19 protein-coding genes are annotated in these 21,436 nt (G+C 75.0%); 17 read left to right on the top strand and 2 right to left on the bottom strand.

Translation table 11 applies throughout. The features are described 5' to 3' along the window. The 3 genes from F8279_RS11990 to F8279_RS11980 form a co-directional block, all read left to right on the top strand. The coding region (locus F8279_RS11990; RefSeq protein WP_151499955.1) for a glycosyltransferase family 2 protein at window positions 1-1,734 on the top strand (1,734 nt) is incomplete at its 5' end. Continuing rightward, window positions 1,728-2,882 carry a glycoside hydrolase family 26 protein gene (locus tag F8279_RS11985; protein ID WP_091417336.1) on the top strand — a complete coding sequence of 385 codons (1,155 nt, stop codon included), beginning with the start codon at window positions 1,728-1,730 and terminating at the stop codon, window positions 2,880-2,882. The genes F8279_RS11990 and F8279_RS11985, both read left to right, overlap by 7 nt. A 55-nt stretch (window positions 2,883-2,937) precedes the next feature. Continuing rightward, complete coding sequence (locus F8279_RS11980) at window positions 2,938-3,819, top strand: DUF1963 domain-containing protein (protein WP_225853237.1); 882 nt, start codon at window positions 2,938-2,940, stop codon at window positions 3,817-3,819. A 13-nt stretch (window positions 3,820-3,832) separates the two neighbouring features. Here the strand turns inward: F8279_RS11980 and F8279_RS11975 are convergent, their stop codons facing one another. Beyond that, window positions 3,833-5,158: an aminotransferase class V-fold PLP-dependent enzyme gene (locus F8279_RS11975; protein ID WP_091417339.1), complete on the bottom strand. Its 1,326-nt coding sequence runs from the start codon at window positions 5,156-5,158 to the stop codon at window positions 3,833-3,835. Window positions 5,159-5,292: 134 nt separating this feature from the next. Here F8279_RS11975 and F8279_RS11970 point away from each other — a divergent pair, with 134 nt between their 5' ends. Beyond that, a complete protein-coding gene (locus F8279_RS11970) occupies window positions 5,293-6,180 on the top strand; it encodes an alpha/beta hydrolase (RefSeq protein ID WP_091418440.1) in 888 nt (295 codons plus the stop codon). A 125-nt stretch (window positions 6,181-6,305) separates the two neighbouring features. Continuing rightward, window positions 6,306-8,990: a LuxR family transcriptional regulator gene (locus F8279_RS11965; RefSeq protein WP_225853236.1), complete on the top strand. Its 2,685-nt coding sequence runs from the start codon at window positions 6,306-6,308 to the stop codon at window positions 8,988-8,990. Window positions 8,991-9,123: 133 nt separating this feature from the next. Here F8279_RS11965 and F8279_RS11960 read toward each other — a convergent pair whose 3' ends face one another. Beyond that, the gene (locus F8279_RS11960; RefSeq protein ID WP_151499953.1) at window positions 9,124-9,882 is read right to left on the bottom strand and encodes a trans-aconitate 2-methyltransferase; all 759 of its coding nucleotides are present in this window, start codon (window positions 9,880-9,882) and stop codon (window positions 9,124-9,126) included. 194 nt (window positions 9,883-10,076) lie between these two features. On the opposite strand from F8279_RS11960, the gene F8279_RS11955 reads away from it, so the two are divergent. The 12 genes from F8279_RS11955 (at window position 10,077) to F8279_RS11900 (ending at window position 21,345) form a co-directional block, all read left to right on the top strand. Further along, entirely contained in the window at window positions 10,077-12,344 is a 2,268-nt protein-coding gene (locus tag F8279_RS11955; protein WP_255474120.1) for an FAD-dependent oxidoreductase, read from the top strand. Beyond that, window positions 12,341-12,661, top strand: coding sequence for a putative quinol monooxygenase (locus F8279_RS11950; protein ID WP_091417354.1), 321 nt, complete (start codon window positions 12,341-12,343; stop codon window positions 12,659-12,661). Before F8279_RS11955 ends, F8279_RS11950 begins: the two co-directional genes overlap by 4 nt. After that, the gene (locus tag F8279_RS11945) at window positions 12,658-13,884 is read left to right on the top strand and encodes a cytochrome P450 (protein WP_151499951.1); all 1,227 of its coding nucleotides are present in this window, start codon (window positions 12,658-12,660) and stop codon (window positions 13,882-13,884) included. The genes F8279_RS11950 and F8279_RS11945 overlap by 4 nt, the downstream gene beginning before the upstream one ends. A 53-nt stretch (window positions 13,885-13,937) precedes the next feature. Further along, on the top strand, window positions 13,938-14,603 hold the full coding sequence (locus F8279_RS11940; RefSeq protein WP_091417361.1) for a TcmI family type II polyketide cyclase: 666 nt from the start codon (window positions 13,938-13,940) through the stop codon (window positions 14,601-14,603). Window positions 14,604-14,693: 90 nt separating this feature from the next. Beyond that, window positions 14,694-15,074, top strand: a complete 381-nt coding sequence (locus F8279_RS11935) for a DUF1622 domain-containing protein (RefSeq protein ID WP_151499950.1) — start codon at window positions 14,694-14,696, stop codon at window positions 15,072-15,074. Between the two features lie 238 nt (window positions 15,075-15,312). Next, the gene (locus F8279_RS30580; RefSeq protein ID WP_225853235.1) at window positions 15,313-15,579 is read left to right on the top strand and encodes a hypothetical protein; all 267 of its coding nucleotides are present in this window, start codon (window positions 15,313-15,315) and stop codon (window positions 15,577-15,579) included. Window positions 15,580-15,687: 108 nt separating this feature from the next. Continuing rightward, on the top strand, window positions 15,688-17,856 hold the full coding sequence (locus F8279_RS11925) for a heavy metal translocating P-type ATPase (protein WP_151499949.1): 2,169 nt from the start codon (window positions 15,688-15,690) through the stop codon (window positions 17,854-17,856). A gap of 94 nt (window positions 17,857-17,950) precedes the next feature. Then, the gene (locus F8279_RS11920) at window positions 17,951-18,352 is read left to right on the top strand and encodes a molybdopterin-binding protein (protein ID WP_091417368.1); all 402 of its coding nucleotides are present in this window, start codon (window positions 17,951-17,953) and stop codon (window positions 18,350-18,352) included. After that, window positions 18,349-19,131: a molybdate ABC transporter substrate-binding protein gene (modA, locus tag F8279_RS11915; protein ID WP_151499948.1), complete on the top strand. Its 783-nt coding sequence runs from the start codon at window positions 18,349-18,351 to the stop codon at window positions 19,129-19,131. The genes F8279_RS11920 and modA overlap by 4 nt, the downstream gene beginning before the upstream one ends. Further along, complete coding sequence (locus F8279_RS11910) at window positions 19,128-19,925, top strand: ABC transporter permease (RefSeq protein ID WP_151499947.1); 798 nt, start codon at window positions 19,128-19,130, stop codon at window positions 19,923-19,925. The genes modA and F8279_RS11910 overlap by 4 nt, the downstream gene beginning before the upstream one ends. Then, on the top strand, window positions 19,922-20,977 hold the full coding sequence (locus F8279_RS11905; RefSeq protein ID WP_151499946.1) for an ABC transporter ATP-binding protein: 1,056 nt from the start codon (window positions 19,922-19,924) through the stop codon (window positions 20,975-20,977). The genes F8279_RS11910 and F8279_RS11905 overlap by 4 nt, the downstream gene beginning before the upstream one ends. A 95-nt stretch (window positions 20,978-21,072) precedes the next feature. Further along, a complete protein-coding gene (locus tag F8279_RS11900) occupies window positions 21,073-21,345 on the top strand; it encodes a hypothetical protein (protein WP_091417380.1) in 273 nt (90 codons plus the stop codon). Window positions 21,346-21,436 lie beyond the last annotated feature (91 nt).

Raw genomic sequence — 21,436 nt, 5'->3', positions numbered from 1 at the left:
GCGTACGCGCGCTGCGGCGCCACCGCCGGCCCGCTGCGCCCGCCCCGACGCCCCGACGCGGCGGTCGAGTTCCGCCCCGCCGCCTCGGTCGCCGCGCGACTGGTCCTGACGCTGCTGGTGCTCGTCAACAGCGCCGCCGGGCTGGTCTTCGTCGGCTGGCTGCTGCTGCCCCAGCACGTGCCCGGCCCCGGCGTCGTCGGGCTCGGCGGCTGGCAGACCGTCGCCGCCCGGCTCGCGTTCTGCGTCGTCGTCGGCGTCGAACTGATCCGCCTGGCGCAGAACGTGGTGGTCTGGGTCTTCGCGTACCACGCCCGGGACCCGGTGCCGGTCGACCCGCCGGTCGGCCTGCGGGTCGCCCTGCTCACCACCATCGTGCCGAGCAAGGAGCCGATCGAGGTCGCCGAGCGGACGCTGCGCCGGCTGCGGGAGATCGTCTACTGCGGGCACGTCGACGTGTGGATCCTCGACGAGGGCGACGACCCGGCGGTACGGGCGATGGCCGCGCGGCTGGGCGTACGCCACTTCACCCGCAAGGGCCGGCCCGAGTACAACCGGCCCGGCGGCGAGTTCCGCGCCCGGACCAAGTCCGGCAACCACAACGCCTGGCGGGCCGAGCACGAGCACCGCTACGACGTGGTCGCGAACGTCGACCCGGACCACGTGCCGCTGCCGAACTTCCTGGAACGCACGCTCGGCTACTTCCGCGACCCGGACGTCGCGTTCGTGGTGACCCCCCAGGTTTACGGCAACATGCACCAGAACTTCGTCGCCCACGGCGCCTCGGTGCAGCAGTACCTCTACAACGGGCTGATCGCCCGGGGCGGCAACGGCCTGGACGCGCCGCTGCTGACCGGCACCGGCCACCTCTACCGGCCGGCGGCCTGGCGGACCATCGGCGGCTACCAGGACTCCATCATCGAGGACCACCTCACCAGCATCCGCGTCCACGCCGCCGTCAACCCGGCCACCGGCAACCGGTGGAAGGGCGTCTACACCCCGGACGTGGTGGCGCTCGGCGAGGGACCGACCTCCTGGGCGGACTACTTCAACCAGCAGAAGCGCTGGGCGGCCGGGATCTGCGAGATCCTGCTCCGGCGCGAGCTGCGTACGCCGCGCGACCTGCCGTCCCGCCGTCGCTGGCAGTACCGGCTGCTCCAGTTCTACTACCCGAGCGTGGCGGTGAGCCTGCTGCTGGGCAACGCCGCCACCGCGCTGTACCTGCTGACCGGCGTCGACGCGGGCCGGCTCGACCCGCAGGTCTGGGCGACGCTGTGGGGCTCTACCATCGGCACCTGGTTCCTGCTCTGGCTCTGGCTGCGCCGCTTCAACATCGCCCCGCACGAGCGCGAGGAGGTGGGCATGGTCGGCATGGCGCTCGCGCTGTTCGCCGGCCCGGTCTACGTGGCCGCGGCGGTGGGCGCCCTGCTGCGCCGCAAGCTCGGCTTCGTGGTCACCGCCAAGGGCGCGCTGCGCACCGTCGAGTCGCCGCGCACGTTCCGGCTGCACCTGTGCTGGGCGCTCGCCGCCGCCGGGCTGCTCGCGGCGAGCTTCGCGCTCGACCACGACTACCCGCTGCTGCGGGTCTGGCCGGCGCTGACGCTGCTGACCGGGCTCGCCCCACCGCTGATCTCCTGGGCGGAGAGTCTGCGGGCCCGGCGGGACCGGGCCGCCGAACCGGCCCGGGAACCGCAGGTGGTGCCTCGGGCCGTGACCGACGGCGGTGTGCCGTGCTGAGGCCGACGCTGCCCCGGATGGGCCTGGCGCTGGCCGGGTTGCTGCTGCTCGCGTACGCCTTCGTGGTGGCGCCGGGCGCGTGGCGCGACCCGGGCACGGGCGCCTCGGCGCGGCGGCCCGCCCCGGCGACGCCGCAGGCGAGCACCGACGTGCCGGCCGCGGTCGTGCCGAGCCCGCGTGGCGGCCCGTTCCCCCCGGCCGGGCAGGCGTTCTTCGGGGTGATGACCGACAAGGGCCCGTACGACTTCGCGCCGGTGGACCGGTTCGCCGAGGCGGCCGGGCGGTCGCCGCAGGTGATGCTCTTCGGTGCCGACTGGGCGTCGGCCGCCTTCGACCGGAGCCTGTTCGACCGGATCGCCGAGCGGGGCATGATGCCGATGCTCGGCTGGGAGCCGTGGGACCACACGGTCGACAAGGCGGCCCGCCGCACCGGCCTGACCGACCGGCAGATCGACCGGCTGCGCGCCACCCAGCCGGACTACCGGCTGGCCCGCATCGCGCGCGGCGACTTCGACGCGTACGTGCGCTCCTGGGCCGACGGCGTCCGGTCGCTGGGCTACCCGGTGGCGATCCGCTTCGCGCACGAGATGAACGGCGACTGGTACCCCTGGTGCGAGCGGGCCAACGGCAACCGCCCCGGCGACTACGTCCGGGCCTGGCGGCACGTGCACGACCTCTTCGCCGAGGCCGGCGCCACGAACGTCACCTGGGTGTGGAGCCCGAACGCCCGCTGGGACAAGACGACAGCCGGGCTCACCGGCCTCTACCCGGGCGACGAGTTCGTCGACTGGGTCGGCGTCACCGGCTACTACGGCAGCGGCGCGTTCACCAAGACGTACTGGTCGTTCGACCAGATCTTCGGTCCGACGATCGCGGAGATCCGCAAGGTCACCGGCAAGCCGCTCGTGGTCACCGAGACCGGCGCCGCCGACGCCGCCGGGTACAAGGCGCGGTGGATCCGGGACACGTTCCGCGCCCTGCCCCGCTATCCGAACCTGATCGGGCTGATCTGGTTCGAGGTGGACAAGGAGAAGGACTGGCGCATCGCCGGCTCACCGGCGGCGGCGACCGCGTTCGCCGAGGCGGTGGCCGCCGAGCGCTACGACGTGACCTGGTCACCGGCGGTGCGGCCGCGCGCCGGGCCCTGATCCCGCCCGTGCCGGGCACACTCCATGTCGGACGGTGCGGCTACTCTCCACGATCATGGACGAGAGAGATCAATTCCGGCGGGCGGCGATCGAGCAGGGTGTGCCCGAGGACGAGGTGGCCCGCTTCGCGGAGCTGATCCGGTTCCAGATCCACGCCTGCCAGCGCGAGGAGGGTGTGCATGTCGGGCGGCGGGGCGGGCGGCCGCGGCTGCCGGTGGGCATGCCGTGGCCCACGTGCTCGGAGGGTTTCCCGTTGCCGTTCCTGCTCCGGCTCGACTGCGCGGCGCTGCCCCGGGTGCCCGACCTCGCCCTGCCGGCAGACGGCACGCTGCTGTTCTTCCTCGACCAGGAGAGCGCACTGGACGCCTGCGGCATCGAGCCCGAGCAGGAGTTCGCGCGGGTCGTGTACGTCCCGGCCGGCGCCGAGACGGTGGACGGTGAGTACGTCGTGCCCGCCGACACCGAGATGGAGCCGTTCCTCGCCCCCGAGCACGAGATGTACGCGGGGCTGCAGGCGGAGCTGCCGGACTGGCTCGACCGCTCGGAGGAGTGGCTGAGCGCCACCCAGATCCAGCTCCTGCGCGACATGCCGCACCTCAAGCAGATGAGCGCGCTGCTCGAGCAGCTCTGGCCGGAGCGGAACTGGTGGCTGCCGGAGGACGTCTTCATCGGCGGCTACACCATCTCGGCGCAGGACCCCCCTGAGGTGATCATGATGGACCCCGAGCGGGAGCGGCAGGCGAGGTCCCTGCCCCGCCCGGAGCAGATGGTGGCCCTGTACGAGGAACGGCAGCGGGTGATGCGCGAGTGGGTGCCGCTGGCCCAGTTCGGCGTGCCGGACGAGGAGTTCGTCAACGCGCGGTTCCTGATCCGCCACGACGACCTCGCCGCCCGGCGGTTCGACAGGGCGCTGTCCTTCTGCGAGTTCACCGAGTGACGACCGTGCCGGCTCACGCCAGCGTGCGGACCGCCCGCAGCGCCGCCTCCACGTCCTGCTCGCCGTTGGCGATCGTCGCGCCGAAGCGCAGGTACGACGGCCGGTAGGGGGTGCTGCTGGCGACCACACCGGCCGACCACAGCCGGTTCACCGCCTCGCCCACCGGCACGCCGGGCACCTCGCAGCAGACCACACCGGCGGACAGGTCGGCGGCGCGCGGCGTGACCAGCCGGACGCCCCGGATGCCGGCCAGCCCCTCCTTGAGCCGGCCGGCGAGCTCCCGGGTGCGCTCGGCGACCCGGGCCGGGCCGATGCGCCGGTGGAACGCGAACGCGTCGGCGAGCGCCCAGCGGTGCTCGAAGCTGTGGTAGCCGCCGGGCGTGTGCGCCGGGCCCGGCGGCACGGGCTGCCCACCCGTGCCGCCGGCGAGCCAGCGACCGATGTCGCGTCCGTCGAAGCTGGGGATCACCGGCGTCATCCGGGCCCACGCCCGCTCGGCGGCCCAGACCAGGCCGGTGCCGCGCGGCCCGAGCAGCCACTTGTGGCAGCCGGAGACCAGCACGTCGCAGCCGAGCTGCTCGGGTGTGGACGCGTCGGCGCCGAAGCCGTGCACCGCGTCGAGGCAGAGCAACGCCTCCGGGCTGCGCTCGCGGACCGCCTCGGCCAGCCGGCGTACCGGCAGCTTCACGCCGGTGCTGGAGTGCACCCAGGTCAGCGCCACCACCCGGGTACGCGGCGTGAGCGCCGCGGTGAGGCCCGCGACCATCTCGTCCGCCCCGGCCGTGGCCGCGTCGCGGTAGAGGCGGGCCCGGCGTACGGTCACCCCGTCGCGTTCGGCGCGCAACCGCAGCGACTCGTGGGTGGCGTAGAAGTCGTGCTCGGTGGTCAGCACCTCGTCGCCCGGTCGCAGCCGGATCGCGCCGTAGAGCAGGCCGAGGCCCATGGTCGTGGAGTCGGTGAGCGCGATGTGGTCCGAGCGGGCGCCGAGGTGCCCGGCCGCCGCGGCGAGCACCGCCCGGTCCAGCCGTTCCTCGTTCGCGGCCAGGTAGCCGGAGGCGTCCCGGTCGAGGCCGGCGCGGTGGGTGGCCACGGCGGCCCGTACCGGGGCCGGGTGCGGGGCGAAGACGAACGTGGCCAGGTGCGCCCGGGAGCGGTCGAGCGCGAACTGGGCGCGGACGCTGTCCCAGCTGGCCGGATCCAGGGCGGGCGCGTCGTCGGACACCGCGGTCCCGCCCGCCGGGCGGTCCGGGTCGCAGCCGGTGGCCAGGCCGGTGACGCCGGCCGCCGCGGTCGCGCCGAGCAGGTGCCGCCGGGTCAGGGGCCGTCGGGTCGGATGCATGGGGTCCATCGTCCGCCGTGCACGTCACGGCCGGGTCACCGCCCGGGGACCGGTGATTTCACCGATGCGCGCCGGTGGCCCGGACGCGGATGCTGACGCATGTCGATGTAATTCCGGCGCAAGGAGTGACCGACGTGCCCACCACCCGTTCCCGTACCCCCGTCCGTGCCCTCGCCCGTCTCGCCGTGGCGGCACTGCTCGCCACCGGCGGCGCCCTCGCCGTCCCGGCCGCGGCGAGCGCGGCCAGCCCCTACGAGCGCGGCCCGGCGCCCACGAGCGCCATCCTGGAGGCCAGCCGCGGCCCGTTCGCCACCTCGTCGATCAACGTCTCCTCGTTGAGCGTGACCGGCTTCGGCGGCGGCGTCATCTACTACCCGACCAGCACCGCCGAGGGCACCTTCGGCGCGGTCGCCATCTCGCCCGGCTACACCGCCGCCTGGTCCAGCCTGAGCTGGCTCGGACCGCGGATCGCCTCGCACGGCTTCGTGGTGATCGGCATCGAGACCAACACCCGGCTGGACCAGCCGGACAGCCGGGGCCGCCAGCTCCTGGCCGCGCTGGACTACCTGACCCAGCGCAGCTCGGTGCGCGGCCGGATCGACTCCTCGCGGCTCGCCGTGGCCGGGCACTCGATGGGTGGCGGCGGCAGCCTGGAGGCCGCGGCGGCCCGGCCGTCGTTGCAGGCCGCCGTCCCGCTCGCGCCGTGGAACCTGGACAAGACCTGGTCCGAGGTGCGGGTGCCGACGCTCATCATCGGCGGCGAGACCGACAGCGTGGCACCCGTGGCGACCCACTCGATCCCGTTCTACAACAGCATCCCGGCGTCCTCGGAGAAGGCGTACCTGGAGCTGGACGGCGCGAGCCACTTCTTCCCGCAGACGACGAACACGCCGACGGCAAAGCAGATGGTGGCCTGGCTGAAGCGGTTCGTCGACGACGACACCCGCTACGAGCAGTTCCTCTGCCCGGGCCCGAGCGGGTCGGCGATCCAGGAGTACCGCAACACCTGCCCCAGCTCCTGAACCCCACCGCTGTCGGGGTGGCCGCCGTACGGCGACCACCCCGACAGCGTGTCCGCCTCTTTTCCGACGGGTTGCCCATAGGTGACACTGGATGCATGGTTTCTGCATCGACAGTGCACATAGCCTTGCGGGGTCGGGACGACGAGTGCGACGCGATCCGCCGCCTCCTCGACCGCGACGACGGCGGCGCGCTGCTGTTCCACGGGCCGCCCGGCTCCGGGCGCAGCGCCCTGCTGGCGTACGCCCGCAGGTGGGCCGGGCAGCGCGCGGTGCTCGCCGGCGCCGGCCTGGCCGACGAGGCCACACTGCCCTACGCCGGGCTGCACCGCCTGCTCGACCCGGTGCTGGACGCGGACGCGGCGCTCCCGGTGCGGCAGCGGCGGCTGCTGCGCCGCGCGCTCGGCGGCGACGGGTGCCCGGCCGAGCAGCGGCTGGCCCTGGCCGCGGCGGTGCGGTCCCTGCTCGCCGCCGTGGCGGCGGACCGGCCGCTGCTGTGCACGGTGGACGACCTCGACACCGGCGATCCGCAGAGCGCCTGGACGCTGGCCGTGGTGGCGCGCCGGCTGCGCCGGCTTCCGGTGGCGATGCTGCTGAGCGCCACCGCGCCGGCCACTGTCGACGGCGTACCGGCCCACGGGTTACGCCCGCTGGACGCCCACGAGTGCCACGCGATGCTCGCCGGGCTGCGGGAGCGGCCACCCGCGCCGGTGGCCGCCGCACTGGCCGCGCTCAGCCGGGGCAGCCCGGCCGCGCTCGCCGACCTGGCGGGCAGCCTCACCCCCGCCCAGTGGCGAGGCGAGGCGCCGCTGCCCGACGCGCCGCCGGTGGACGGCGCGCTCGCCGCCGCGTACCGGGCCCGCCTGGACCGGCTGCCGGTACCGACCCGGCGGATGGTGCTGCTGGCCGCGCTCGACCCCGGAGACGACCCGGGCACGCTCGTCCGTGCCGCGTGGGCGGCCGGCCTGACGCTCGAGGCGCTTGCCCCCGCCGAGGCGGCCGGCCTGCTGCGCACCGGGCCCGGCGGGGTGACGTTCCCGCACCCGCTCGCCCGGACGATGATCACCGCCGTCGCGCCGCTCGCCGACCTGCGCGCGGCCCACCTGCTGCTGGCCGGCACGCTGGCCGAGGGCGCGCTGGGCCGGGCGCTGCGCCACGCCACCGCCGCCGACTGTCCGTCCGACGTGCTCGCCGCCGAGCTGACGGCGGCGGTCGACGAGGTGCCGGACCGCGCCGCCGCGGCGGTCGTGCTGCGCCGCGCCGCCGAACTGAGCCCCGACCCCGGCCGCGCCGCCGAGCTGACCATCGCCGCCGCGCGGTGCGCCTGGACCGCCGGCGACCCGGACCAGGCCCGAGGGCTGCTACGGCGCCTGACCGCGGGACCGGCGTACGGCCGGGCCGACCTGCTCCGCGGCGACATGCAACTGCGCTGCGACGCGCCCGCCGCCGCGGTCGCCACGCTGCTGGCCGCCGCCGACGCGATCGCGCCGGCCGACCGGCGGGCCGCGCTGCTGGCGCTGGTCCGGGCCGGCGAGGCCATCTGCGTCACCGGTGACCAGTACCGGTACGCCGAGGTGGCCCGCCGGGCCGAGGCGCTGCGGCGGCCCGGCGACCCGCCCGAACTCGACCTGCTCGCCACGTTCGCCGAGGGCGTCGGGGCGACGCTGCGCGGCGACCACGCGCGCGGCGGCCCGGCGCTGCGCCGGGTCGTCGTGATCGGCGGCCGGCTGACCGGGCCCGCGCTCACCCCCGGCGCGCTCGTCTGCGCCGCCGCGGCCGCCCTGCTGGTCGCCGTGGACGGTCCCGCGCACCGGCTCGCCGGCCGGGCGGTGGAGGTGGCCCGCTCGCGCGGCCAGCTGTCCCTGCTGCCCCGGGCGCTGGAGCTGCGGGCCGTCGCCGAATACTGGCTGGGCCGGCACGAGGCCGCGGCGGAGACCGCCCGCGAGGGCGTGCACGCCGCCCGCGCCGGTGGCCAGCACGTGTGCGCCCAGGTGCACCTCGGCATCCTGGCCGTGCTGGCCGCGGTCCGCGCCGACCGGGACGCCGCGCTGGCCCGGATCGCCGAGATCGGTGACGGGGCCGCGCCGGGGAGCCGGCCGGACGCGTACGCCCGCTGGGCGCTCGGCGTGCTGGACCTGATCGACGGCCGGTACGCCGACGCGGTGGCCCGGCTGTCCGCGCTGGCCCGTACCGGCACCGGCCGGGGGCAGGTGCTGGTCCAGGTGATGGCCACGCCGTACCTGGTGGAGGCAGCCGCCCACGACGGCGGGCGGCCGGCCGCCGCGCTGGCCGTGTTCGACCACTGGGCCAGCAGCACGGCGAGCCCGTCGCGGCGGGCGCTCGCCGCGCGCTGCCGGGCGCTGCTGGCGCCGCGCGGCGGCCCGGAGGCCGAACGGGAGTTCCACGCGGCGCTGCGGCTGCACCCGGCCGACACCGACCGGTTCGAGCGCGCCCGCACCGAGTTGCTGTTCGGCCGCGAACTGCGCCGCCGGCGCCGGCCCCGGGACGCCCGCGCGCACCTGCACCGGGCCCGGGAGGCGTTCACGCTGCTCGGCGCGACCGTCTGGGCCGAGCGGGCGGGGGAGGAGTTGCGCGCGGCGGGGGAGTCGGTCGGGCCGGTGCGGCACGGTCCGGAGCAGCTGCTGACCGGGCAGCAGCTGCACATCGCCCGGCTGGTCGCGGAAGGGGCGACCAACCGGGAGATCGCCACCCGGATGTGCCTGTCCACCCGGACCGTCGACCACCACCTGCGCAACGTCTTCCACCGGCTCGGCGTGCGCTCGCGTACCGAACTGGCCCGCCTGTTGTCCTGATCGGGCGGGCCGGCTCGGTGCGCGTCGTGTCGCGGCCGTCGTCGCGCCCGGCCACGCGCGGGCTGTGCCGAGCCCCGGCGGCGAGTCGGGCCGGGCCGGGCCGCGGGGCGAGCGGTGTCCGGCCGCGACGCCGTCAGCGCAGCGCGGCCACCGCGGCGTCCCCGCCGCCGCGCCAGAGCACGCCGGCCTCGGCGAAGCCGGCCGCGCGCAGCGCGTCCAGATGCCACGCCGCGGGCGGGCTCCACTCCGGGCTGTGCCCGGTCGGGTAGATCTGCCGCCGCTTCTCCACGAGCGGGCCGAGCACCGGGTCGTCGGCCGCCTGCGCCCACCAGTCCGGCCAGGACAGCGCCGCGCCGGCGCGGTGCCGGGCGTCCCGGCGCGCCCGTGCGCGTTCGCCGAGCCGTGCGGTGAGCGTCGGCATCGCGTCGTCGGGCATGTGGTCGGCGTTGACGAACACGCCGCCGGGGCGCAGCACGTCGCGGATCTCGCGGTAGAGCTCGGTCAGGCGCGGACCGTCCACCCAGTGCAGGGCGGTGGCGGTGAGTACGGCGTCGTAGTCGCGGTGCGGCAGGGTGGCGGCCCAGTCGGACCGGTTGAGGTCGGCGGTCACCACAGTGGCCCGGCCGGCCAGCGCCGCCTCGGCGAGGGTGAGCAGCACCGGGTCGAGGTCGAGCACCGTCACCTCGGCGTCGGGCCGTCGGGCCAGCGCCCGCAGGCTGATCGAGCCGGTGCCGCCGGCCAGGTCGAGCACCCGCGGCGGCCGGTCGCCGGTGACCGCCTCGACGGCGTCGAGCATCGCGTCGAAGCGGTGCTCCCGGTCCGGCATGAACGTCTCCTGCTGCCGGTCCCAGCTCTCCTGCCAGGCGCGCACGTCCAAGTCGTAAGGAGTCATGCCGCTCACGATAGTTACCGCTAGGGACCCTGTCGAGGCTTGTTGCCAAACTTTTGCAATAAGTGGGGGGCGTCCCGACGGCGTCACCGGGACCGGACGTGCGGCGGGCCGACGGTGACGAGCGGGTGACGCGCGCTGCGGCAGGGTCGCGGCACGACGACGGCACCGTTCGAGGGGGCTGCATGATCAGGACGATGCTCCGGCTGCGCGCGCGCACCGGCTGCGAGCCCGCGGTCGGGCCGGCCTTCGAGACGGTGGCCGGGCAGCTCGGCGCCCTGGCCGGCAACCTGCGGCACGAGCTGCTGCGCGATGCCCTCGACCCGAGCGGCTTCGTCGTCGTCACCGAGTGGGCCGACGAGGCGGCGCTGCGCGCGTACCGGCGCGGGCCGGTGGCGGCCCGCCTGGCCGGCCTGCTCCGGCCGCTGACCGAGCCGGCGGACGGCCCCGAGTACCCGCTGATGCGCGAGACCGGGGACGGAACGGGCCCGGTCTACGTGGACGTCGAGCTGACAGTGCCGCTCGACCGGCTCGCCGAGTTCCATCGGGGCTACCCCGAGGTGGTCCGGCGGATGACCTCGATACCCGGCTACCGCCGCGAACAGCTGCTGCGCGAACCCGGCTCGGACATCCACCACATCTTCGCCGAGTGGGACGGCGCCGCGCCGTTCCTCGCCTGGATCGGCGACCCGGCCCACGCCTCGGCGCAGGCCGGACCGATCGCACCGTTCCTTCTCGACATCCGGCGCCGGCTGTTCCACGTCGTGCCCGACGCGGACTACCGCCGACACCCCACCACGGGCTGGGAGGCCGACGTGCACAGGACAACAGACGTACTCGTCGTCGGGGCGGGGCCCACCGGGCTGACCGCCGCCGTCGAACTGGCCCGGCGGGGCATCGACTGCCTGGTGATCGACAAACAGGTCACCCCGCCCGGTCACGCGGACAAGGCGATCGGCGTGCACTGCCGCACCATGGAGATCTGGGAGGAGCAGGGCGTCGTCCGGGAGGCCATGGACGCCGGCATCTGGCTCACCGGCAACATGGTCTTCGTCAACGGCGAGCAGACCCACCGGATGAGCTGGGAGCTGCCCGGCCTGCCGTACGCCCACCTCGGCCTGCCGCAGTACGAGACCGAGCGGATCCTCACCGCCCGGCTGGCCACGCTCGGGGTGCGCCCGCAGCGCGGCGCCGAACTGGTCGACTTCACCCAGGACGCCGAGGGCGTGACCGCCACCGTCCGGACCGCCGACGGCGGCACCGAGACGGTACGCGCGGCGTACCTGGTCGGCGCCGACGGCGCGCACAGCCGGGTACGGGAGCGGCTCGGGCTCACCTTCACCGGCGGGCTGGGCCGGTTCCCGCAGCTGTTCATGCTGGTGGACGTCGACGTGGACTGGGACATGCCGGACGGGCACCTGCTGCGGTTCCTGCACATGACCGACGGGCAGATGGACGGGATGCTGGTCTGCGTACCGCTGCGCGGCGAGCACCGCTACCGCATCGCCACCCTCGCCCCGCCCCGATTCTTCGCCCAGACCGGCGGGCGCGACGCCCCGCCCGGGTTCAGCGAGGAACTCGACGAGCCGACCATCTCCGACGTGCAGGCCGCGCTGGACCGCCTCGCCCCACCCGGTACCCGGGCGAGCAACCTGCGCTGGTCCTCGGTGTTCCGGATCAGCCACGGCATCGTCGACCGCTACCGCGAGGGCCGCGTGTTCGTCGCCGGGGACGCCGCCCACCTGCACCCGCCCGCCGGCGGGCAGGGCATGAACACCGGCATCCAGGACACCTGGAACCTGGCCTGGAAGCTGGCCCTGGCGGTACGCGGGCTCGCCGCGCCCGGCCTGCTGGACAGCTACGAGACCGAACGGCGGCCGGAGGGCGAGGAGATCGTCGGCCGCGCGGTGCGGATGGCCGGCACCGAGGAGGTGGACCGCGCCGACCTGGAACGGCAGTTCCTCCAGGAGATGTCCATGCTGCTCAGCTACGCCGGCAGCCCGCTGGTCGGGGAGACCGTCGCCGACCCGGCAGCGCTCGGTGACGCGCCCCGCCCCGGCGACCGCGCGCCGGACGTGGACGGGCTGCGCCGGCGCGGCGTCGGCCACCCGCTGCGACTGCGGGACCTGACCCGGGGCACCCGCCACACGCTGCTGCTCTACGCCGACGGCACCGCCGGCGCGGGGGAGCTGGCCGCGTTCACCGGGCTGTGCGCCGACGCGCGCCGGCTGGCCGGCGGGGAAATCGAGGCGTACCTGCTGCTCGACCCGGACGCCGACGAACCGCGACTGCTCGACCCACCAGTGGTACGCGACGCCGAGCGGCGCTTCCGCGCCGCGTACGGGCTGGACGGCACCGGTCTGTACCTGATCCGCCCGGACGGGCACGTCGGGTTCCGGGGCGCGCCCGTCGACCCGGACGCGCTGCGCAAGCACCTGCACCTGGTGTTCGGGAGCGCCAGGTGAGCCGGGTCCGGACCGTGCTGTCGATGCGGACCCGGGAGGGCTGCGAGGAGCGCTTCGAGGCCGAGTGGCTCACCGCGGCCGAACAGATCCGCACGCTGGACGGCTGCCTGCACCAGGACCTGGTCCGCGACGCCGACGACCCACGCAGCTACCTGATCATCAGCGACTGGGCGGACCGCGAGCGGCTCGACGCGTTCGGCCGCAGCACACACCGGGACCGGCTGCTGAGCATCATCCGCGAGCTGCGCGAGTCCGCCGACCGGCACACCTACCAGGTGCTGCACAGCGTGACCGGCGAGCCGGGGGAGGGGCGATGACAGACGACGTGCTGCCGGCGAGCGAGCTCTACACCGACGCGTTCGCGGCCGATCCGTACCCCACCCTGGCCCGGCTGCGCGCGGACCGGCCGGTCTGCCCGGTCGGCTCGCCGCGCTTCGACTCCTGGCTGATCACCCGCTTCGACGACGCGCGCACGGCGCTGACCGACCCGCGCCTGTCCAAGGACCTGTACGGCCCGGAGCAGCACTACCTGAAGATCTTCGGCCCGAACTCCGAGGGCCTGAACCGCAACATGCTCAACTCCGACCCGCCGGAGCACACCCGGCTGCGCCGGGTCGTGTCGCAGGCGTTCGCGCCCCGGCGGATCGAGGCGTTGCGCCCCCGGGTGGCGTCGATCGTCGACCAGCTCATCGACAAGATGGCGCCGCACGGCGAGGCGGACCTGATGCACGAGTTCGCCATCCCGCTGCCGATGACAGTCATCTGCGAACTGCTCGGTGTGCCGCCGGCCGACCATGACCGGGTGCTGGACTGGACCCAGGTCATCCGCACCTCCGGCTCCACCAGCCGACCTCCGGCCCAGGAGCGGGCGGCGGTGCAGGAGGCCCAGCTCCGGCTGCACCAGTACCTGGCCGGGCTGGTCCGCGCCAAGCGCGACGACCCGGCCGACGACATCATCGGCGCGCTGATCAAGGCGGTCGACGAGGACGGGACGCTGTCCGAGGCGGAACTGGTGACCACCACCTTCCTGCTGCTGTTCGCCGGGCACCAGACCACCGCCGACTTCCTCGGCAACGCCGTACTGGCCCTGCTGACCCACCCCGAGCAGATGGAACTGCTGCGCGCCACGCCCCGCCTGCTGCCCGCCGCCATCGAGGAGCTGCTCCGGTTCGACGGGCCGCTGCCCGTGGCCAGCCCGCGCATCGCCACCGAGGACGTCGACTACCAGGGCGTACGCATCCCGCGCGACGCGATCGTCGGGGTGGCGATCAACGCGGCCAACCACGACCCGGCGCACTTCGCCGACCCGGACTGGCTGGACCTGCGCCGGGTCCGGGGCCCGCACCTCGGGTTCGGTCACGGCGTCCACTACTGCCTGGGCGTCTCGCTGGCCCGGATGGAGGCCGAACTCGCGCTCGGCGCGCTGCTGCGGCGGCTGCCCGGGCTGCGTCTGGGCGTACCGCTCGCCGAGGTGCGCCGGCTACCGGCCGCCTCGCCGTTCCGCGGCCTGCTGGAACTGCCGGTCACCTTCACCGCCTGACGGCGCCGCCGCCTCGCGCCGCCGCCCTCCGTCGCAATCATCAAGGAGCAGTCATGGTCTTCCGCAACGTGATCGTCTGTCACATGGTCCCCGGCAGCGAGCAGATCGTCGGCGGCGTGTTCGGCCACTACGACCAGGCCACCCGGCCGCAGGACCTGGGCGTCATCGGCCGGTACCTGCTGTCGCACCACGACCTGTACATCCACGTGATCGAGCGGGAGCAGGACCCGCGGATCTCCGGGCAGACCCGTGGCCTGCCCGCCTTCCAGAAGATCGCCGAGGAGATCGGCCCGTACGTGACGCCGTACCCGCGCTACTGGAAGAACCCGTCGGACTCGGTGGCCAAGGAGTTCTACCACTGGGCGCCCGAGGGCGAGCCGCCCGCCGACACCACGCTCACCGTGATCGTCGGGCGGATCAAGCCGGGCGCCGAGCCGGACGTGGCACGGGTCTTCGGCGAGTCCGACGCCGGTTCGCTCCCGGCCGACCTCGGCGTCACCGGCCGCTGGCTCTACTCGATCGACGACGTCTACGTGCACCTGCTCGAACAGGAGTCGTCGGCGGCCGAGGCCACCCGCGACCGGCACGGCGACAAGCCGGCCTTCGGCAAGGTGATGCAGGACCTGGGCCCGTACATCGAGCCGTACCGGCCGGACCGGTGGCAGGGCCCGCAGGACTCCGTCGCCGGCGTCTTCTACCGCTGGCAGGCCCAGGACTGACCCGATCCGCGCTCCCGCCCACCGGGTGGCGGGGGCGCGGAAACGCCGCCCCCGCCACCGGCCGTACGCCAGGCTGGTGCGGGGGTGCCGGTGTCGACGAAGGAGATCGTCCAGCACGTCGGGGCGCTGCTGGACCTGGCCGGGGTGCTCGTCATCGCGCTCGGCGTCGCGGTCGCCACGGCGGTGTTCGCGGTGCGCTGCGCCCGGACCCGGCAGGTGGTCGCGCACTACCGGGCGTACCGGCAGGGGGTCGGCCGGGCCATCCTGCTCGGCCTGGAGTTCCTGGTCGGCGGCGACATCATCCGTACGGTCGCGGTGTCGCCCACGTTCACCAGCGTCGGCGTGCTGGCGCTGATCGTGCTGGTCCGTACGTTCCTCAGCTTCTCGCTGGAGGTGGAGCTGGACGGCCGCTGGCCCTGGCAGGGCCGGACTCCGGCCGAGCGGCCGAGCGTGGGCGCCCGCCCCCAGTGAGCGTCGTACGCCTGCGGCAGTATCCGTGCGTGGAGGAACTCCGAATCGTGCGTGGCGACGCGACCAGCCCGCAGGCGAAGGGGCGCAAGATCATCGCCCACGTCTGCAACGATCTGGGCGGCTGGGAAAAGGCTTCGTCCTCGCCGTCTCGCGGCGGTGGCCGGAGCCGGAGCGTGACTACCGGGAGTGGCACCGGCAGCGGGCCGGTAACGACTTCGGGCTGGGCGCCGTCCGGCTGGTGCGGGTCGCGCCGGACCTGTGGGTGGCCAACATGGTGGGCCAGCGCGGAATGCGCCGGGGCAGCGCCGGTCCGCCGATCCGGTACGACGCGGTGGAGCGCTGCCTCGCCGCGCTGGCCGTCCAGGCCGAGGAACTGGGCGCGTCGGTGCACATGCCCCGTATCGGTTGCGGGCTGGCCGGCGGCTCGTGGCAGCGGATCGAGCCGTTGATCCGGCGCGCGCTGTCCGAGCGCGGCATCCCGGTGACCGTCTACGACCGGTCCTGATCTGAGCTGATCGATTCCGTCGCGCCACGTGAAGGTATCGACGGGCACTGTCTCCGCCACTTCGCCGAGCCAATGCCGACTGGTACCCCCAGGGGGTATGGTGGTGCGATGGAGCACGGATCTGGTCACGACACCGGTCACCACGGCGACCACGGTGGCGGTCATGGCGGCGGCCACGGCGCGCACGCCGGGCACGACCCGGAGCAGTTCCGCCGCCGGTTCTGGCTGAGCCTGGCGCTCACCGTGCCGATCGTCGTCACCAGCCACATGGTGATGGACTGGTTCGGCTACTCGCTGGACTTCCCGGGCGTGCGCTGGGTCGGCCCGGTGCTCGGCACCGTGGTCTTCCTCTACGGCGGCTGGCCGTTCCTCGCCGGCGGCCTGCGTGAGCTGCGCGAGCGTGCCCCCGGGATGATGCTGCTGATCTCGATGGCGATCGTGGTCGCGTACGTCGCCTCGGCAGCCACCAGCATCGGCCTGTTCGACCTGGACTTCTGGTGGGAGCTGGCCGCGCTGGTCACCATCATGCTGCTCGGCCACTGGCAGGAGATGCGGGCCGTCGGGCAGGCACGCGGTGCGCTGGGTGCGCTCGCTGCGCTGCTGCCCGACGACGCCGAGCGCCTGGACGACGCGGGGCGGCCGCATCCGGTGCCGGTCGCCGAGCTGCGGGTGGACGACCTGGTGCTGGTCCGGTCGGGCGGGCGGGTGCCGGCCGACGGGCGGATCGTCGAGGGCGCCGCCGAGCTGGACGAGTCGATGATCACGGGGGAGTCGCGGCCGGTGGCCCGCGCCGCCGGTGACCGGGTGGTCGCCGGCACCGTGGCCACCGACTCGACCATCCGGGTACGCGTCGAGGCGGTCGGCGCGGACACCGCGCTGGCCGGCATCGGGCGGCTCGTGGCGCAGGCGCAGGCATCCGGCGGCCGCGCGCAGGTGCTCGCCGACCGGTTCGCCGCGCTGCTGTTCTACCTGGCGGCGTTCGCCGGCCTGGCGACGTTCGCGGTCTGGGCGCTGCTCGGCGACCCCGACCAGGCGGTGGTACGGACCGTGACCGTGCTGGTGATCGCCTGCCCGCACGCGCTCGGCCTGGCGATCCCGCTGGTGGTGGCGCTGTCCACCGCGCTGTCGGCCCGCGCCGGCATCCTGGTCAAGGACCGGCTCGCGCTGGAGCGGATGCGCACCGTCGACACCGTCCTGTTCGACAAGACCGGCACGCTCACCACCGGCCGGCACACGGTCACCGGCGTGGCCACCACCGCCGGGCTGGACTCCGGCGCCGCCCTGGCCCTGGCCGGCGCGGTGGAGGCCGACAGCGAGCACCCCCTGGCCCGGGCGCTCGTCGCCGCCGCCGACGCGCGGTCGACGTCCCCGGCCGGGTCCGACGCCGGGCCGACCCCTCCCGGGCCGACGTCTGCGGCCGAGCCCGACGCCGGGCCGACGTCTGCGGCCGAGGCCGGCCCGGCGCGTCCGGTCGCGCGCGGCTTCCGGGCGCTGGCCGGCCGTGGCGTGCGGGCCACGGTGGACGGCGCGGACTGGGCGGTCGGCGGGCCGGCGCTGCTGCGCGAACTGGGCGCCCCGGTGCCGGACGATCTGCGCCGTGCGGCCGAGGAATGGTCGGGCCGGGGCGCCGCTGTGCTGCACCTGGTCCGGCTGCCCGAGGGCGGCCCGCCGGAGGTGACCGCCGCGTTCGCGATGGAGGATCAGGTCCGCCCGGAGGCGCGGGCCGCCGTGGCCGAGCTGCGCGACCTCGGCGTACGCAAGATCGTGATGATCACCGGCGACGCGCGCCCGGTCGCCGAGGCGGTGGCCGCCGACCTCGGGTTCCGGCCCGGCGTCGACGAGGTCTTCGCCGAGGTGCTTCCCGCCGACAAGGACAAGGCGGTGGCCGAGCTACGCGGTCGCGGACTCACGGTGGCGATGGTCGGCGACGGCGTGAACGACGCCCCGGCGCTGGCTCGCGCCGACGTCGGGCTGGCCATCGGCGCGGGCACCGACGTGGCGATCGAGTCCGCCGGGGTGGTGCTCGCCGGCTCCGACCCGCGCGGCGTCGGCGGCGTGATCCGGCTGTCCCGCGCGTCGTACCGCAAGATGCGGCAGAACCTGGCCTGGGCGGCCGGCTACAACGTGGTCGCGATCCCGCTCGCCGCCGGTGTGCTGGCCTGGGCGGGAATCGCGCTCAGCCCGGCACTGGGCGCGGTGCTGATGTCCGCCTCCACCATCGTGGTGGCCCTCAACGCCCAACTGCTGCGCCGGGTCCGGATCGCGCCTGCCGAATGAGCCGCAGTTCCGGGCCCTGAACCGGCCGGAGGCCCGCGGTTGCGAGCGATACTGCCCCTTCCAGCCCGCACCTGCGGCCCGTTAGGGTGAGCGCGTGACGGTGTTCCGGATCGGCGAGGCAGCCGAGCTGCTCGGGGTCAGCGCGGATACGGTCCGCCGCTGGATCGACGCCGGCAGGCTGCCGGCCACCCGCGACGAGCACGGCCACCGGGTGCTCGACGGCGCCGACGTCGCCGCGTTCGTCCGCGCCCCCGGCCACCCCGAACTGTCCTCGGCCCGCAACCGGCTGCGCGGCATCGTCACCGCCGTCGTGAAGGACACCGTGATGGCCCAGGTCGACATCCAGGCGGGGCCGTTCCGGGTGGTGTCGCTGATGAGCCGCGAGGCCGTCGACGACCTCGACCTCCAGGTCGGCTCCGTCGCCGTCGCGGTGATCAAGTCGACCACTGTCGTGGTCGAACGCGCCTCCACCCCCAGGGGAAGGACCAGCCCGTGACCGTACGGTGGATCCGCGCCGCGCTCTCCGCCGCGCTGGTGGGCGCGCTCTGCCTGACCGGGTGCGGCGGCGCGGACGAACCGGCCGGGCCCGACGGCGCCGGCCCGGTGACGGTGTTCGCCGCCGCCTCCCTCACCGAGTCGTTCACCCGGCTCGGCAAGGAGTACGAGGCCGCCCACCCGGGCAGCAGCGTCACGTTCAACTTCGGTGGCAGTTCCGGGCTCGCCACCCAGATCACCCAGGGCGCACCCGCCGACGTGTTCGCCGCCGCCTCCCCGGCCACCATGAAGACGGTCACCGACGCCGGTGAGGCCACCGGCGAACCGGCCGTGCTGGTCCGCAACCAGCTCGTCGTCGCCGTACCCCGGGGTAACCCGGCCCGGGTCGGCGGCCTGGCCGACCTGGCCCGACCTGGTGTCAAGGTGGCGCTGTGCGCCGAGCAGGTGCCCTGCGGCGCCGCCGCGCGCACCGCGGTCGACGCGGCGGGTGTGCGGCTGACGCCCGCCACGCTCGAACAGGACGTCAAGGGCGCGCTGGCCAAGCTGCGTCTCGGCGAGGTCGACGCCGCGCTGGTCTACCGCACCGACGTCCGCGCCGCACCCGGGCTCGACGCGGTCGAGTTCCCCGAGTCCGCGCGCGCGGTGAACGACTACCCGATCGTGGTGCTGCGCGCCGCCGGCAACCCGGCCGGCGCCCGCGCCTTCGTCGACTTCGTCCGCTCCGACGCCGGGCTCGCCGTGCTCACCGCCGCCGGGTTCCAGGCCCCGCCCGGCGGATGAGCCGCACAGTACGCCGGCAGCGGGTGCCGATCGCCCTGCTCGTGCCCGCCGGGCTCGGCCTGACCTTCCTCGTCCTGCCGCTGGCCGGTCTGCTGCTCCGGGCGCCCTGGACCACGCTGCCCCGGCGGCTGACCGAACCGGGTGTGCTCACCGCGCTGCGGTTGTCGCTGGAGACCGCGACCGTCGCCACGCTGCTCTGCGTGGTGCTCGGCGTACCCCTGGCGTGGCTGCTGGCCCGGGTGGAGTTCCCCGGGCGGCGGCTGGTCCGGGCGCTGGTCACGGTGCCGCTGGTGCTGCCGCCGGTGGTCGGCGGCGTGGCGCTGCTGCTGGTCTTCGGCCGGCGCGGGCTGATCGGGTCGTGGCTGGACGAGACGTTCGGCGTGACGCTGCCGTTCACCACCGCCGGGGTGGTGCTGGCCGAGGCGTTCGTGGCCATGCCGTTCCTGGTCATCGCCGTCGAAGGAGCGCTGCGCGGCGCCGACCCCCGGTACGAGGAGGCCGCCGCCACGCTCGGCGCCGGGCGGTTCACCACCTTCACCCGGGTCACGCTGCCGCTCGTCGCCCCGGGCGTGGCGGCCGGCGCGGTGCTCTGCTGGGCGCGCGCGCTCGGCGAGTTCGGCGCCACCATCACGTTCGCCGGCAACTATCCCGGCCGCACCCAGACCATGCCGCTGGCGGTCTACCTGGTGCTGGAGACCGACCTCCAAGCCGCGATCGTGCTGAGCCTGATCCTGCTCACCGTCTCCGTGGTCATCCTCGCCGCGCTGCGCGACCGCTGGGTCGGCAGCACATGACCGCGCTGCTGGACGCGCACCTGGTCGCCGAGCGGGACGGCTTCACCCTCGACGTGCGGCTGCGCATCGCCGCCGGTGAGGTGGTGGCGCTGCTCGGCCCGAACGGCGCCGGCAAGACCACCGCGCTGCGGGTGCTCGCCGGGCTGCACCCGCTCGCCGCCGGTCACCTCACGCTCGACGGCGCCGACCTGGACCGGCCCGACCGCCGGGTGTGGACGCCACCGGAGCGGCGGCCGGTCGGCGTGGTGTTCCAGGACTATCTGCTGTTCCCGCACCTCAGCGCGCTGGACAACGTGGCGTTCGGGCCGCGCCGCCGGGGCGCCGACAAGCGTGCCGCCCGCGCCCGGGCCCAGGAGTGGCTGGACCGGGTCGGCCTCGGGGACCAGGCCCGGCGCCGGCCCCGGCAGCTCTCCGGCGGGCAGGCGCAGCGGGTCGCGCTGGCCCGCGCGCTCGCCGTCGAGCCGGCGCTGCTGCTGCTCGACGAGCCACTCGCCGCGCTCGACGCGCGGACCCGGCTGGACACCCGCGCCGAACTCCAGCGCCACCTCGGCGCGCACCCCGGCGCGACACTGCTGGTCACCCACGACCCCCTCGATGCCCTCGTGCTCGCCGACCGACTGGTCATCGTGGAGCACGGCCGGGTGGTCCAGGAGGGCGACGCGGCCACCGTCACGGCCCGGCCACGCACCGACTACGTGGCCCGGCTGGTCGGCCTCAACCTGCACCGCGGCCGTGCCGACGGGCACGCCATCACAGTCGGTGAGCTGACCCTCACCACCGCCGACACCGTCCACGGTGAGGCGTTCGTCGCCTACCCGCCGGCCGCCGTCGCGCTGCACCCGTCCCGGCCCGAGGGCAGTCCACGCAACGTCTGGGCGGCCACCGTGACCGGCGTGCAACGCCACGGCGACAACCTGCGTGTGCAGCTCACCGGGCCGGTCGAGGTCGCCGCCGACGTCACGCCCGCCGCCGCGGCCCACCTCGGACTGATCCCCGGGCGGCCGGTCTGGGCGGCGGTCAAGGCGGCCGAGACGCGCGCCTACCCGGCGTGACAAACACCGCTGGCCGCGGCATGTGCGCAGGTGAGAGGTTTGATCTGCGCTCAACCGGTCACTGGGACGGTAGCGACGACGCAAAGGGGGACACGGTGCCCGACACGATCCGCAACAGGTCCAGTCAGGACGCCGACCTGCCACGGGGAGTCACCGACCCGTTGCTCTGGCGGGCCGCGTACGACGTGGCCGCCGCCCACCGGCCCGACGAGTCCGGCCGGTGCGAGAGCCTGTTGTGTGACGGTCAGGTCGCGCCGTGTGACGCGCTGACCGCCGCCCACCGGGCCATGGAACTGGCCGGGGACCGGCACGCCGACCGGGCCGAGCCCGAAACCTGGCGTACGGAGCAGCGCCGGCGCGCCGCCTGAGCATCGGGTCGCGGGCGGTTCGAACCGTGGACGCCCCGCTTCCGTGTTTATGATCGACAACTCGGTCGGAATGCGGGGAAGAGGAGAGTTC

The sequence above is a fragment of the Micromonospora sp. AMSO1212t genome (genome assembly GCF_008868145.1).
In the GTDB taxonomy this organism is placed as follows: domain Bacteria; phylum Actinomycetota; class Actinomycetes; order Mycobacteriales; family Micromonosporaceae; genus Micromonospora; species Micromonospora tulbaghiae.
The sequence above is the reverse complement of the archived record's forward strand: the minus strand, read 5'-3'. Positions and strand labels throughout refer to the sequence as shown.

What these genes read in the sequence shown, in the direction of transcription:
- F8279_RS11960 (WP_151499953.1), bottom strand. Translation starts at nt 9,882, where the DNA reads ATGACTCCTTACGACTTGGACGTGCGCGCCTGGCAGGAGAGCTGGGAC.
- F8279_RS11945 (WP_151499951.1), top strand. Translation starts at nt 12,658, where the DNA reads ATGACAGACGACGTGCTGCCGGCGAGCGAGCTCTACACCGACGCGTTC.
- F8279_RS11905 (WP_151499946.1), top strand. Translation starts at nt 19,922, where the DNA reads ATGACCGCGCTGCTGGACGCGCACCTGGTCGCCGAGCGGGACGGCTTC.
- F8279_RS11975 (WP_091417339.1), bottom strand. Translation starts at nt 5,158, where the DNA reads ATGCATCCGACCCGACGGCCCCTGACCCGGCGGCACCTGCTCGGCGCG.
- F8279_RS11980 (WP_225853237.1), top strand. Translation starts at nt 2,938, where the DNA reads ATGGACGAGAGAGATCAATTCCGGCGGGCGGCGATCGAGCAGGGTGTG.
- F8279_RS11940 (WP_091417361.1), top strand. Translation starts at nt 13,938, where the DNA reads ATGGTCTTCCGCAACGTGATCGTCTGTCACATGGTCCCCGGCAGCGAG.
- F8279_RS11910 (WP_151499947.1), top strand. Translation starts at nt 19,128, where the DNA reads ATGAGCCGCACAGTACGCCGGCAGCGGGTGCCGATCGCCCTGCTCGTG.
- F8279_RS11955 (WP_255474120.1), top strand. Translation starts at nt 10,077, where the DNA reads ATGCTCCGGCTGCGCGCGCGCACCGGCTGCGAGCCCGCGGTCGGGCCG.
- F8279_RS11925 (WP_151499949.1), top strand. Translation starts at nt 15,688, where the DNA reads ATGGAGCACGGATCTGGTCACGACACCGGTCACCACGGCGACCACGGT.